The organism is Ensifer sp. ENS02 (assembly GCF_014851885.1).
Lineage (GTDB): Bacteria > Pseudomonadota > Alphaproteobacteria > Rhizobiales > Rhizobiaceae > Ensifer > Ensifer adhaerens.
This window is the reverse complement of the sequence record NZ_JACVAO010000011.1, coordinates 118,607-131,518: the sequence shown is the minus strand read 5'-3', so window position 1 is coordinate 131,518 and position 12,912 is coordinate 118,607. Positions and strand designations below refer to the sequence as shown.

12 protein-coding genes are annotated in these 12,912 nt (G+C 63.8%); 7 read left to right on the top strand and 5 right to left on the bottom strand.

Features of this window, described 5'->3' with window-relative positions; all coding sequences use genetic code 11:
- The 7 genes from IB262_RS23635 to pcaF are packed head-to-tail and all read left to right on the top strand — an operon-like array spanning position 1 to position 7,248.
- Positions 1-843: an enoyl-CoA hydratase family protein gene (locus IB262_RS23635; protein ID WP_134887115.1), complete on the top strand. Its 843-nt coding sequence runs from the start codon at positions 1-3 to the stop codon at positions 841-843.
- A 2-nt stretch (positions 844-845) separates the two neighbouring features.
- Positions 846-2,042 (top strand): acyl-CoA dehydrogenase family protein, encoded by a 1,197-nt coding sequence (locus IB262_RS23630; protein WP_192493876.1) that lies wholly within the window; start codon positions 846-848, stop codon positions 2,040-2,042.
- A gap of 15 nt (positions 2,043-2,057) precedes the next feature.
- Positions 2,058-3,245: an acyl-CoA dehydrogenase gene (locus tag IB262_RS23625; RefSeq protein ID WP_192493875.1), complete on the top strand. Its 1,188-nt coding sequence runs from the start codon at positions 2,058-2,060 to the stop codon at positions 3,243-3,245.
- Between the two features lie 11 nt (positions 3,246-3,256).
- Entirely contained in the window at positions 3,257-3,685 is a 429-nt protein-coding gene (locus tag IB262_RS23620; protein WP_060603483.1) for a thioesterase family protein, read from the top strand.
- Complete coding sequence (locus tag IB262_RS23615) at positions 3,663-4,058, top strand: RidA family protein (RefSeq protein WP_060603478.1); 396 nt, start codon at positions 3,663-3,665, stop codon at positions 4,056-4,058. The genes IB262_RS23620 and IB262_RS23615 overlap by 23 nt, the downstream gene beginning before the upstream one ends.
- Positions 4,059-4,069: 11 nt before the next feature.
- Positions 4,070-6,040, top strand: a complete 1,971-nt coding sequence (locus IB262_RS23610) for a 3-hydroxyacyl-CoA dehydrogenase NAD-binding domain-containing protein (protein WP_192493874.1) — start codon at positions 4,070-4,072, stop codon at positions 6,038-6,040.
- Positions 6,041-6,045: 5 nt separating this feature from the next.
- The gene (gene pcaF / locus IB262_RS23605; RefSeq protein ID WP_192493873.1) at positions 6,046-7,248 is read left to right on the top strand and encodes a 3-oxoadipyl-CoA thiolase; all 1,203 of its coding nucleotides are present in this window, start codon (positions 6,046-6,048) and stop codon (positions 7,246-7,248) included.
- A gap of 113 nt (positions 7,249-7,361) precedes the next feature.
- Here the strand turns inward: pcaF and IB262_RS23600 are convergent, their stop codons facing one another.
- From IB262_RS23600 to IB262_RS23580, 5 genes are all read right to left on the bottom strand, one after another.
- On the bottom strand, positions 7,362-8,486 hold the full coding sequence (locus IB262_RS23600) for a substrate-binding domain-containing protein (protein ID WP_192493872.1): 1,125 nt from the start codon (positions 8,484-8,486) through the stop codon (positions 7,362-7,364).
- 91 nt (positions 8,487-8,577) lie between these two features.
- Entirely contained in the window at positions 8,578-9,579 is a 1,002-nt protein-coding gene (locus IB262_RS23595; protein ID WP_192493871.1) for an ABC transporter permease, read from the bottom strand.
- The gene (locus tag IB262_RS23590; RefSeq protein WP_090298716.1) at positions 9,576-10,556 is read right to left on the bottom strand and encodes an ABC transporter permease; all 981 of its coding nucleotides are present in this window, start codon (positions 10,554-10,556) and stop codon (positions 9,576-9,578) included. Before IB262_RS23590 ends, IB262_RS23595 begins: the two co-directional genes overlap by 4 nt.
- Positions 10,553-12,067, bottom strand: a complete 1,515-nt coding sequence (locus IB262_RS23585) for a sugar ABC transporter ATP-binding protein (RefSeq protein ID WP_192357736.1) — start codon at positions 12,065-12,067, stop codon at positions 10,553-10,555. The genes IB262_RS23590 and IB262_RS23585 overlap by 4 nt, the downstream gene beginning before the upstream one ends.
- The gene (locus IB262_RS23580) at positions 12,064-12,912 is read right to left on the bottom strand and encodes a sugar phosphate isomerase/epimerase family protein (protein ID WP_060518036.1); all 849 of its coding nucleotides are present in this window, start codon (positions 12,910-12,912) and stop codon (positions 12,064-12,066) included. The genes IB262_RS23585 and IB262_RS23580 overlap by 4 nt, the downstream gene beginning before the upstream one ends.

The window sequence follows — 12,912 nt, the reverse complement described above, 5'->3', positions numbered from 1 at the left end:
ATGACAAACCCGATGCAGGCCAAGAAGCGCGCCTTCAAAGACCACAAGGCCAAGCACTTCCTGTTCGAAACGGATGCTGACGGACGCGTCGCCACGATCACCCTCAATCGTCCGGAAAAGAAGAACCCGCTGACCTTCGAAAGCTACGAGGAACTTTGCGATCTTTTCCGCTCGCTTGCCCGCGCCAGCGACGTGCGCGCGGTCGTGCTGGCCGGCGCCGGTGACAACTTTTCATCCGGTGGCGACGTGTTCGAGATCATCGAGCCGCTGACGCGTATGCCGATGCCCGATCTGCTGGATTTTACCCGCATGACCGGCGAACTGGTCCGCCAGATCCGCGCCTGCCCGCAGCCGGTCATAGCAGCCGTCGACGGCATCTGCGCCGGCGCCGGTGCCATTCTGGCCATGGCCTCGGACTTCCGTGTGGCAACGCTCGAGGCGAAGACGGCCTTTCTCTTTACCCGCGTCGGGCTGGCCGGCGCCGACATGGGCGCCTGCGGCATTCTTCCCCGCATCATCGGCCAGGGCCGCGCCGCCGACCTGCTCTTCACCGGCCGCGTCATGACCGCGTCGGAAGGCCACGCCTGGGGCTTCTACAATGCTCTGCATGAGCGTCCGTCGCTGCTTGCCGAAGCCCAGAAATTTGCACGCAGTATCGCCGACGGCCCCTGGTTTGCCCATGCGATGACCAAGAAGATGCTCGACCAGGAATGGGCGATGGGTATCGACCAACTGATCGAATCGGAAGCCCAGGCGCAAGCGATCTGCATGGCGACCGGCGACTTCCGCCGCGCCTTCGAGGCCTTTGCCGCCAAGGCGAAGCCTGAATTCAAGGGGAACTGAGCATGAGTTCCCATGGCACGACCTTGCGCCCACCTTCCCGCGATCATCTCGACTGGCCGTTCTACGATGACAGTCACCGTGCGCTCGCTGCGGAACTCGACGCCTTCGTGGCTCGTGGCGGCCTCGGCGAGATCGATCACGCTGATGTCGATGCCGCCTGCAAGCAGCTGGTCGCGGCACTCGGTACTGCAGGCGTGCTTCGCCATTGCGTGCCAAAGGCGTTCGGCGGTGCTAGCGACGAGATCGACAGCCGGTCGCTCTGCCTCATCCGCGAAACGCTCGCCTACACAGACGGGCTTGCCGACTTTGCCTTCGCCATGCAGGGCCTCGGGACGGGTGCGATCAGCCTGTCCGGCTCCGAGGCGTTGAAACACGCCGTCCTGTCCAAGGTCGCCCGCGGCGAATGGATCTCCGCCTTTGCGCTTTCCGAACCCGAGGCCGGCTCGGATGTCGCGGCGATGGCGTGCGCTGCGCGCCGGGATGGCGATCATTTCGTACTCGACGGTGAAAAGACCTGGATCTCGAACGGCGGCATCGCCGACGTCTATACCGTCTTTGCCCGCACAGGCGAGGCGCCGGGTACGCGCGGCATTTCCGCCTTCGTGGTCTTCGCCGATACGCCGGGCTTTACCATCCCCGAGCGCATCGAGACGATTGCGCCGCATCCGCTCGCCCGCCTTCGTTTCGACAATTGCCGCATCCCGGCGTCGCAACTTCTGGGCGCGTCTGGCGAAGGCTTCAAGATCGCCATGCGCACCCTCGACATTTTCCGCCCGTCCGTGGCAGCCGCCGCGATCGGATTTGCCCGGCGCGCGCTTGACGAGGCGGTGGCCCACGCGAAGAGCCGCAGGATGTTCGGCGCGACCCTTGGCGATCTGCCGACGGCGCAAAGCACACTTGGCGAGATGGCGACCGCTATCGACGCGGCAGCACTCCTGATCGGCCGCACGGCGTGGCAACGCGACGTGCAGAAACGACCAACGACGCGCGAAGCGGCGATGGCCAAGATGACCGCGACCGAGAACGCGCAATGGGTCATCGACCAGGCGCTGCAGCTCTTTGGCGGCCGCGGCGTGCGCGTCGGCGAGATCACCGAGCGGCTCTATCGCGAGATCCGCGCGCTCAGAATCTACGAGGGCGCGACCGAGGTTCAAAAGCTCATCATCGGCCGCGAGCTGATGAAGGGCACGGGACGATAACAAGGGGTGTCGAACATGCATGGTTCGAAGGCGTCATTCGACTGGCAGGACCCGTTCAACCTGGATCAGCAGTTGAGCGAAGAAGAACGCATGGTGCGCCAGACCGCTGCGCGCTATGCCGAAGACCGTCTGGCTCCGCGCGTCCAGGAGGCATTCCGCCACGAGAAAACCGATCCGTCGATCTTTGCCGAGATGGGCGAACTCGGCCTGCTCGGTCCGATGGTGTCGGAGGAATACGGGGGCGCCGGCCTCAACTACGTTTCCTACGGCCTGATCGCCCGTGAGGTCGAACGCATCGACAGCGGCTACCGCTCGATGATGAGCGTGCAGTCTTCGCTCGTCATCGTGCCGATCCATACCTTCGGCAGTGAAGCGCAGAAGCGCAAATACCTGCCAGGACTGATTGCCGGCACCAAGATCGGCTGCTTTGGCCTGACCGAGCCAGACCACGGTTCTGATCCCGGATCGATGATCACCAAGGCCGCCAAGGTCGATGGCGGCTATCTGCTGTCCGGTTCAAAGACATGGATCTCCAATGCGCCGATAGCCGACGTGTTCGTCGTCTGGGCAAAGACGTCAGATGGCACCATCCGCGGCTTCATCCTCGAAAAGGGGTGGAAGGGTCTCAGCGCGCCGGCGATCCACGGCAAGGTGGGCTTAAGGGCATCGATCACCGGCCAGATCGTCATGGACGAGGTCTTCGTGCCGGACGAAAACATGCTGCCCGAGGTGACAGGACTGAAGGGCCCCTTCACCTGCCTCAACTCCGCGCGCTTCGGCATCGCCTGGGGCGCCCTTGGTGCAGCCGAGTCCTGCTATGACACGGCGCGGCAATACGTGATCGACCGCAAGCAGTTCGGCCGGCCGCTTGCCGCCAACCAGCTGATCCAGAAGAAGCTCGCGGACATGGCAACCGAAATCGCCCTTGGCCTGCAGGGCTGCCTGCGCCTCGGGCGCATGAAGGATGAAGGCAATCCGCCGGTCGAACTGACCTCGATCCTCAAGCGCAACTCCTGCGGAAAAGCGTTGGAAATCGCCAGAACTGCGCGCGACATGCTCGGCGGCAACGGCATTTCGGACGAATTTCCGGTGGCCCGCCACCTCGTCAATCTGGAAGTGGTCAACACCTATGAGGGTACGCACGACATCCATGCGCTGATCCTCGGCCGTGCCATCACCGGCATTGCCGCCTTTGCGAACTGAGGTCGGCATCGATGTTCAGGACCACGAGACCACTGCGGTTCGGAGACTGCGACCCCTCGGGGATCGCCTACTTCCCGTCCTATCTCAATATTCTTGTCGGGGTGACGGAGGACTTCTTCGCCTCGCTCGGCTTTCCCTGGAAAGCCATGAACGACGAGCGGCGGATCGGCGTGCCGACGGTGCGCCTCGATCTCACCTTCTCTCGACCGGGCTTCCAGGGCGACGATCTGGATTTCGCGCTGGCGGTGCGCGGCATTGGCCGCTCGTCGCTCGACATGGAGCACACGGTCTCGGAGAGAGGCACCGTGCTCTGGACAGCAAAACAGCGGGTCGTTGCCACCTCGCTCGACAATCACGCTTCTTGTGCCTGGCCGGACGATATCCGCGCCGCGCTGACACAACATCTGGAGACGACCGATGCACACCATCCTGCAACCTGAAGGCTGGGCTAAGCCCATCGGCTATGCCAACGGCGTCTCGGCCAAAGGCCGCACCGTCTTCATCGGCGGCCAAATCGGCTGGAACGCGCGGTCCGAGTTCGAGACCGACGATTTCGTCGAGCAGGTGCGCCAGACGCTGAAGAACGTGGTCGCCGTGCTTGCGGCCGGCGGCGCCGAACCGCAGCACATCACCACCATGACCTGGTACTTCACCGACAAGCAGGAATATGTCGGCAATCTGCGCGGCATCGGTCAGGCCTATCGCGACATCATCGGCCGGCATTTCCCGGCCATGGCTGCGATGCAGGTCGTCTCGCTCGTCGAAGACCGCGCCAAGATCGAGATCCAGGCAACGGCCGTCGTCCCCGATTGAGGTTTGGCAGCATGACCGAGATCCGATTTTCCGAAAGCGTTTCCGCCCGACTTGAAGGTGGCGTTCTCCTCGTTACCATCGACAACGCGCCCGTCAACGCGCTCTCCGCGCATGTCCGTTCCGGCCTGATGGTGGCGCTTGACCATGTTGCCGAACGGTCGACGATTGCGGGTCTCGTCATCACCGGCGCCGGCAATACCTTCATCGGCGGCGCGGATATCAGGGAGTTTGGCAAGCCGCCGGTCGACCCGCTGCTTCCCGAAGTGATCGAGCGCATCGAGACCTTCGACAAGCCGGTTGCCGCAGCCGTCAACGGCGCCGCCCTTGGCGGCGGCTGCGAGGTGGCGCTTGCCTGCCACGGCCGGATTGCCGGCGAGAAGGTGTCGTTCGGCCTGCCCGAGGTAAAGCTCGGGCTCGTCCCGGGTGCTGGCGGTACGCAGCGCTTGCCACGCCTGATCGGCACGGTCATGGCGATCGATCTCATCGGAACCGGTCGTGCCGTGAAGGCCGCCGAAGCTGTGGCGCTTGGGCTTGCCGACAGCATTGCCGCCGATCCTGTCGCTGTCGCTCTGGCTTTCGTTCAAGAGCAAGCTGGCAAGCCGCTCCGTCGGACCGGCATGATCGCCGTCCCGCCTGCGCACGCCAAAGCCGTCGGCGCGGTGGAAGCGAAGGTTCTGGCAAAGGCCCGCGGCCAGGCTGCCCCCGCCGAGGCAATCCGCCTCGTTAAGGCAGCCGGTGAACTCGACCTGAAGCAAGGACTGGCTGAGGAACGCGCGACTTTCCGGCGTCTGCGGGATTCGGTCGAGTCAGCGGCCCTCAGGCATGTGTTTTTTGCGGAGCGCGCCGCCGGCAAGGTCGAAGGGCTCGACAAGGTTTCGCCTCGGCCGATCGCGATCGTCGGTGTCGTGGGCACCGGGCTGATGGGGTCCGGCATCGCGGTCTCCGCCTTGACCTCCGGCTACCGCGTGGTCGCCTTCGAGCAGACGGAAGAAGCCGCAGCCGGCGGACGGGCACGCATTGCCGAGACGCTCGGCAAGACCGTGCGGGCTGGACGATTGACTGCTGACGGACGCGACGAATGCCTCGCGCGGCTGCAGACCACCGCAGAAGCCGTTGAGCTCGCGAAAGCTGACCTCGTCATCGAAGCGGTGTTCGACGACCTCCAGGTCAAGACGGAGTTGTTTCAGAAGCTTGACGACATAGTCGCACCGGGCGCCATCCTCGCGACCAACACCAGTTATCTCGACCCCGATGCGATCGCGGCGGCGACGGTCGATCCATCACGGGTGGTGGGCCTGCATTTCTTTTCGCCCGCCAACGTGATGCGGCTCGTCGAAGTCGTTGATTGCGCCAAGACCGCGCCGGACGTCCTGGCGACGGCGCTTGCCTTCGTCAAACGCCTCGGCAAGCTGCCGGTCGTAACCGGGGTCACCGAAGGCTTCATCGGCAACCGCATTTTCTCGGCCTATCGCCGCGAGGCGGAGTTCATGCTGGAAGATGGGGCACTGCCGCAGGAGATCGACGCCGCGCTCGAGGCCTATGGCTTTCGGATGGGCATCTTCGCCGTCAACGACATGGCCGGACTGGAGATTGCCTGGGCACGACGCAAGCGACAGGCGGCAACACGCGATCCTGCCGCACGCTATGTCGAAATCGCCGACAGGCTCTGCGAGGCCGGCCGTCTCGGCCGCAAGAGTGGCCGCGGCTGGTACGCCTATCCCGATGGTGAGCGCACCGTTGATCCCGACGTCACGGCGATGATCGAAACGGCGCGGGCAGCCAAGCGCATCACGCCGCGCGCCTTTAAATCCGATGAGATCATGAACCGGCTTCTGAACGCCATGTGCGACGAAGGCAAGGCGCTGCTCGCCGAAGGCATCGCCGCGCGTCCCGGCGACATCGATCTCGTGATGATCAACGGCTACGGATTTCCCGCGCACAAGGGAGGGCCGATGTTTGCAGCCGGGCAAAGCAAAGGATAAATCTCATGGCTGAAGCCTACATCGTCGGCGGCGTGCGAACCCCCATCGGCCGCTACGGCGGAGCACTCTCGAGCGCCCGCCCGGACGATCTTGCGGCCCATGTCATCCGCGAGGCGCTGGCGCGCGTAGCATCCATTCCGGCCGAAGCGATCGACGAGGTCGTACTTGGCTGCGCCAACCAGGCGGGTGAGGACAATCGCAACGTCGCCCGCATGGCCGCCTTGCTCGCCGGGCTACCGGAGACGGTCGCCGGAACGACGATCAACCGGCTGTGCGGTTCCGGTCTGGACGCGGTCGGTTATGCCGCTCGCGCGATCCGGCTGGGAGAGGCCGAAATCGTGGTCGCCGGCGGCGTCGAAAGCATGTCGCGTGCGCCCTTCGTCATGCCGAAGGCCGAAAGCCCGTTCCAGCGCAGCACCGAGATCCACGACACGACGATCGGCTGGCGCTTCATCAACACGGCCATGAAAGACCGATACGGCATCGACTCGATGCCGGAGACCGCCGAAAACGTCGCCGCCGAATTTTCCATCTCCCGCAAAGATCAGGACGCCTTTGCACTGCGCAGCCAGGCGCGCGCGGCAGTTGCGCAAAAGAGCGGGCGTCTCGCCCGCGAGATCGCCGCCTACGCGATCAAGGGACGCAAGGGCGAGACGACCCACGTCGAACACGACGAACATCCGCGCGAGACGACGCTCGAAAAGCTTGCGAGCCTGCCGACGCCGTTCCGCGCCAATGGCACGGTAACCGCGGGCAACGCATCGGGCGTCAACGACGGCGCGGCCGCGCTCATTCTCGCCTCAGCCGGCGCGGTCGAGCGCTACGGACTTCAGCCCTTGGCCCGCGTCGACGGCATGGCAACGGCCGGTGTTGCCCCACGCATCATGGGCATCGGACCGGTCTTTTCCACGCACAAGCTCCTGGAACGTTTTGGTCTCGGCATCGGCGACATCGATGTCGTCGAGTTGAACGAGGCCTTTGCAGCGCAGGCGCTCGCCTGCATGCGGCAACTGGGGCTTGCCGACGATGCGCCCCGTGTCAATCCGAACGGCGGCGCCATCGCGCTCGGCCATCCGCTCGGCATGTCCGGTGCACGCCTGGCGTTGACCGCCGCGTTGGAGCTCGAAGCGCAGGGTGCCAAGCGTGCGATCGCCACCATGTGCATCGGCGTCGGACAGGGCATCTCGATGCTGTTGACACGGCCGTAGCGGCTGCACGCTTCGTGCCGTCAGCCGAAGGCCGCTCAAGACGATGAGAAAGCTGGGCTTGCTACTCAGCTGATGGGACTGAGACCGAGCCGCAAGCGGCTCGGTCTTCAAGCTTATTTTCCACCCCAGGCGGCGGGATAGTCCGGCAGCTTCTCGCAGCCGCACATGGCGTGATGCAGCGGGGGCATCTTGGCGTCGACATATTGATCGAGCGTTTCTGCCGTGATCGCCGGCTGCGGCATTACCCATTCCGGACCCGGCACTGCCTCGCCCTGCAGCACCTTCACTGCCGCGATGATTGGCGTGCGCCATTGGTAGGTCGGATAGGTCGGGGCTATCGCCTTAAAGCCTTCCGACTTCCACTTGACCAGGAAGTCCTGCTGGTCCTCGCCGGTAATGATCGGGGGCGGCAGGCCCGCATCCTCGAAGGCTTCGAGGGCTGCAACTGCTGTGGCACCAGCGTCCATCCAGATCGCGTCGATTTTGCCGCGTTGCAGGTAGTCTTCGACGATCGACTTGGTCTTGGCATTGTCGCCCTCGGTGAATTCCTCGCCGATGACGTTCAGCCCTGTCTCCTTGAAAATGCGCTTGGCTGCGGACGCGCGGGTCTCGAGCACATCGACACCCGGTACGATGCGCAGCATCAGGACGTCGGCGCCCGCGGGTGCCGTGGCCGCCACGAACTCGCCTGCCTGGATACCGAAGCCGTAACCACCCACCGGATGGATGAAGGTGACCGGGCATTTGGTGTTGACGCCGCGGTCAAAGACGATCACCGGAAGCTTCGCACAAGCCTTCTCGACTGCAGGCGTCAGGGCTGCCGTCGTATTCGGCGAGACAATGAGGGCGGAACATTTGCCGCCGTTGATGAGGTCGTCGATGTCAGCGATCTGCTTGTCGTCGGACCCTTCGGCATCGACGTGAATGAGCTCCTTGATTTCCGGATGGAGCTTTACTTCGGCCTGCATGTTCGTCCAGCCGGTTACCCGCCAGGCATTGTTCACGCCGGCGTTCGAAAAGCAGATCGTGTAGGGACCTGGCTTCTTGTGCTTTGCGGTGTCGGCCATCTGGTCGCCGTAGTACTGCTCCCAAGGCTCCCCTTCCGGACCATTGGCCTTGGCCGTCAGCAGCGTCCGCTGTCTGTCGAACTCGGCAGTATCGTCGAAGTTCAGCCGTTGGCTATGCGCCGTGCCGGCGACGAGCGCAGCCGAAAGTGCGGCGGTCAGCAATTTTTTCATGTCTCACTCCCATTGATCATGATTTTTCAGTTCCTCCCGATGGCCTGGAGCGGAATGCGGAAAGCGCCCGCAACCGCTCTGACCCTCGAAATCAGGTCCCGCCGGCGCGGTTGCGCCGGTAGGTTGCAAGCACGACTGCGGCGATCAGGATCAAGCCCTGGACGACATCGCGCGTCGGCTTCGGCAGTCCGATGAAGTTGAGCAGCGTGAAGATGGCGGTCAGCGTCAGCGCGCCTGCAATCGAGGCGGGCACGGAGCCGCGGCCGCCGAGAAGCTGCGCTCCGCCGATCACGCAGGCGGTGATCGCCTGCAGCTCGTAGCCGACGCCGACATCGGTTGATACGCCCGCAAATCCACCGAGCAGGATGCCAGCCGTCACCGCGCTCAGCGACGAGGCGACAAAGGCGATGATGCGCACCCTCTCGATCGGCACACCCGACATCTGCGCCGCGCGCGGATTGTCGCCGAGCGCATGCAGCATGCGCCCGAGATTGGTGCGATGCATGAGCCAGAACAAGATGAAGCCGACGACCAACAGCACCAGCAATGCCACCGGCAGGAACTGGATCAATGGAATGCCCTGAAGGCTGGCGCGCCCGAAGAAGCGGAACGTCTCCGGCAGGTAGCCGCGCGGTGATCCGCTCGACCACATGAAGGCAGCACCATTGAGCGTGATCATCATGCCGAGCGTGGCGATCAATGACGGCACCCGCAGATAGGAAACGACCAGGCCGTTCACCACGCCGACGGCGAACCCCAACGCATACATGACCGCAATCACCCACCAGGTCGCATCGGCACTGTTGTCGAGCAGCATCGACGAGCCGACGACCGTCAGCGTGATGAGCGAGCCAGCCGAAAGGTCAAAGCCGCCGGAGACGATGACGTAGATTTGGCCGGCCGCAAGGATTGCAAGAGGAGCGGCTCGCTTCAGGAAATTCATGTAGCCCGTGGGCTCGATGAAGTTCGGGTTCGAAAACGTGATGGCGACGAGAAGGGCTGCCAGCACGAAGAAGACGGGATTGATCTTCGGCAGCCGCCCAATGCTTGCCACGCCGCGCGTCTTTGCGGAGCCGACGGTTTCCTGGATCATGCCACTATCCTCTTTGAACGGACTGCGTAAAAGGCGACGGCGGCGACGATGATGATGCCGCGCATTACCTGCTTGGCGAAGGCGTCAATGCCGGCGAGATTGAAGATGGAATCGATCAGCGAGAAAATGATCACGCCGGCAACAGTGCCCCAGATCCCACCCTTGCCGCCGGAGAGGATTGTGCCGCCGATGACGACGACGGCGATCGATTCCAGATCATAGGCGCCCTCCGTGCCGATCCAGGGCGAACCGGATTTCAGGCGGCTGGCCAAATAGAGGCCGGCGAGCGCCGCGCAAAGGCTGCAGATGATATGGCTCGCCATGACGACCCGCGTCGTGTTGATGCCGGCCGCGCGCGCCGTGTCGCGGTTGCCTCCAACAGAGTAGATGTTGGAGCCAAAGCGCGTGAAGCGCAGGACGATCCATGCGCCAAGGACCAGCAGCGCCAGAACGACCAGGCTGACCGGCAGCCCGAGCACCTCGCCATAGGCGAAATACTGGAACGCATCCGGTACCGAGCCGCCGAACCGGCCATGAAAGGAGGCAAGACAGCCCTGAATGATCAGCGCCATGCCGAGCGTCGCGATAAGCGGGTTGACATCGAGGCGGGTGATCAGGAGCCCGTTGAGCGTTCCGACAACCGTCCCCATGACAAGCACCGCAGCAACGGCCGGCACCATCATCGCAGGGTCGCCGTTCATGATCGCAGAGGACACCACGGCCGAGGCCGAGATGAGATGGGCCACCGACAGGTCGATCGAGCCGACGAGGATGGTGAAGGTCTGTCCAACGGCGGTGATGCCGAGCGCGATGGACCGGTTAAGGATGGAGACGGTCGCCTCCGGTGTCAGGAAGCGTGTCAGGCCGAGGCTGAGCGCAATCGCCGCATAGATCAGGACGGCCAGACCGAGCAGAAGCGCCGGCGCGTAGTGTTCCATGCGCCAGGCCGGACGCCGGATGAGAGTTGCCTTGTTCATGCTGCCACCGCCTCCTCGCCAGTTGCCGCCAACATCACATCGGCTTCAGAGGCCCCGCGCGAAAACGCCGCGACGAGTTCGCCGTTCCGCATCACAAGGATGCGGTCGGATACGCCGAGAACCTCCGGGAGATCGGACGAGACCATCATGATGGCCGTGCCCTTGCGCGCGAGATCGCGCATCAGGTGGTAGATCCCGGCCTTGGCATTGACGTCGATGCCGCGTGTCGGCTCGATGAAGATCAACAGCCGAGGCGCCAGCGCCAGCCAGCGCGCAACGATGGCTTTCTGCTGGTTGCCGCCCGACAGCGCCTTGATGTCCTGGGCAAAGCTGCCGGCGCGCACGTCGAGTTCGCGCAGCAGCTTTTCCATCGCTTCCGCCGAAACGAAAGGCGTCGCATTGGCATTGCCGGAAAGGCCGGAGAGTGCGCGAGACGTAAGCATGCCGTTGTCGACGACCGATTGCATCAACACCAGCGCTTCGGCCTTGCGATCGCCCGGCAGCAACCCGACCCCGGCGCGGATCGCCTCGCGCGGACTGGTGAACCGCGCCGGCTTGCCGGAAAGGGTGATCTCACCCTTGGTGAAGGGAGAAAGGCCGAATATCGCCTGCGCGAGCGCGACGCGCCCTGCCCCTTGCAAGCCCGAAAAACCGACGATCTCGCCTGCGCGCAGTTCGAAGGACACATTTTTCAGCCGTTCGTTGCCGGCGTTGCGGACTGAGAGCACGACGCCGCCGATCTCCTGCGGTGCTGCCGGTTCCGCATAGAAATCGCCAAGGTCGCGGCCCACCATGGCTCGTACGATCGCCTCGGGCTCAGGCACATGGTCGAAGCGAACCGCCACCTCGCCATCCTTGAGCACGGTAACACGATCGGCCAGCCGCGTGATTTCGGGCATGCGGTGGGTGATGTAGACGATCGCCACACCGCTTTTCTTCAAGGTGTCGACGAGACCGTAGAGCACCTCGCATTCGGCCTCGTTCAGCGCTGCCGTCGGCTCGTCCATCACGATCACCTTTGCCTCCAGCGACACCGCCTTGGCGATCTCCACCAGTTGCTGGCTGGCGACGTCGAGGTCAGCGACAACGGTGCTCGGCTCGATCCGGTGCGCCGAGCCGAAGAGCGCAAGCACGCGCCGCGCTTCGTCGTTCATCGCCCTGTGGTCGATCAGACCCCGGCGCGTCGGCTCGCGGCCGAGGAAGATGTTCTGTGCGACGGTTCGCTCGGGCAGCAGGGAGAATTCCTGATAGATGACGGCAATGCCCGCGCGGATCGCCGCAAGCGGATGCGTGAAATGCCGTTCCTCACCGTTTACGACAACCGCGCCTGCGTCCGGCCGATAGATGCCGGAGAGGATCTTCATCAGCGTCGACTTGCCGGCACCGTTTTCTCCCGCCAGCGCATGGACCTCACCGCAATGCGCGGAGAAGCTGACGTTTTTCAACGCCTTGACACCGGGGAAACTCTTGGCGATGCCGCGCATCTCGATAGCGGGGTGTTTCGTGTTCATGCAGCAGCCCATGTCTTGCGGATGAATGTCGCGCTCTCGGAAAAGAGCGTATCGAAGTCGGGAAACAGCGGCCGCCAGACGCGGGTCGCCGTCGCGATCGCCGGCAGCCCGGCGCCGAATGCCTCAAGCGTCAGCCAACCGTCATAGCCGATCTCCTTCAACACCGTGAACATCGCGCCAAATTCGATATGCCCCCGCCCGGGAATGCCACGATCGTTCTCGGAGACATGGAAGACCCCGATATCCTGGCCAATCAGGCGGATCGCCGCCTCCGGCCGACGCTCCTCCACATTGGCATGGAACGTGTCGTACATGATCTTGAAGGCAGGATGCGCCACGCGATCCACATAGGCACGCGCCTGCTCCATCGTGTTGAGAAAATAAGTCTCGAAGCGATTGAGCGGCTCGAGGCTCAAATGCATGCCGTTGGCCGCCGCCCGCTCCGCCAGCGCATGGTGCGCGTCTGCCCCATACTTCAACTCGTCTTCGCTGGCGCCCCTGCCGGTAAAGAAGCCGATCGGGGCATGAAACGGCCCGCCCATGCTTTCAGCACCAAGCGCTATTGCGCAATCCAGCGCCCAGTCGAGATGGGAAAGCCCGCGCGCCCGCACTTCGGCATCGCAACTGACGGGGTTTGCCTCAGGCGTTGGCACGATCGATGTGGTGGATCGGCCAAGGCCGAGCCCGTCCAGTTCGCGGCCCAGGCGTTCGTAGTGACTGACCTTGCCCGACAGAACCGGCACTTCGACGCCATCATAGCCGAGATCGCGCAACCGGCCGATATTGTCGAGATGCCTCTCCTCGACGAAATCGGTCAGGCAAAGGAGATTGATACCAAGCTTCAT

What these genes read in the sequence shown, in the direction of transcription:
- IB262_RS23635 (WP_134887115.1), top strand. Translation starts at nt 1, where the DNA reads ATGACAAACCCGATGCAGGCCAAGAAGCGCGCCTTCAAAGACCACAAG.
- IB262_RS23630 (WP_192493876.1), top strand. Translation starts at nt 846, where the DNA reads ATGAGTTCCCATGGCACGACCTTGCGCCCACCTTCCCGCGATCATCTC.
- IB262_RS23625 (WP_192493875.1), top strand. Translation starts at nt 2,058, where the DNA reads ATGCATGGTTCGAAGGCGTCATTCGACTGGCAGGACCCGTTCAACCTG.
- IB262_RS23620 (WP_060603483.1), top strand. Translation starts at nt 3,257, where the DNA reads ATGTTCAGGACCACGAGACCACTGCGGTTCGGAGACTGCGACCCCTCG.
- IB262_RS23615 (WP_060603478.1), top strand. Translation starts at nt 3,663, where the DNA reads ATGCACACCATCCTGCAACCTGAAGGCTGGGCTAAGCCCATCGGCTAT.
- IB262_RS23610 (WP_192493874.1), top strand. Translation starts at nt 4,070, where the DNA reads ATGACCGAGATCCGATTTTCCGAAAGCGTTTCCGCCCGACTTGAAGGT.
- pcaF (WP_192493873.1), top strand. Translation starts at nt 6,046, where the DNA reads ATGGCTGAAGCCTACATCGTCGGCGGCGTGCGAACCCCCATCGGCCGC.
- IB262_RS23600 (WP_192493872.1), bottom strand. Translation starts at nt 8,486, where the DNA reads ATGAAAAAATTGCTGACCGCCGCACTTTCGGCTGCGCTCGTCGCCGGC.
- IB262_RS23595 (WP_192493871.1), bottom strand. Translation starts at nt 9,579, where the DNA reads ATGATCCAGGAAACCGTCGGCTCCGCAAAGACGCGCGGCGTGGCAAGC.
- IB262_RS23590 (WP_090298716.1), bottom strand. Translation starts at nt 10,556, where the DNA reads ATGAACAAGGCAACTCTCATCCGGCGTCCGGCCTGGCGCATGGAACAC.
- IB262_RS23585 (WP_192357736.1), bottom strand. Translation starts at nt 12,067, where the DNA reads ATGAACACGAAACACCCCGCTATCGAGATGCGCGGCATCGCCAAGAGT.
- IB262_RS23580 (WP_060518036.1), bottom strand. Translation starts at nt 12,912, where the DNA reads ATGAAGCTTGGTATCAATCTCCTTTGCCTGACCGATTTCGTCGAGGAG.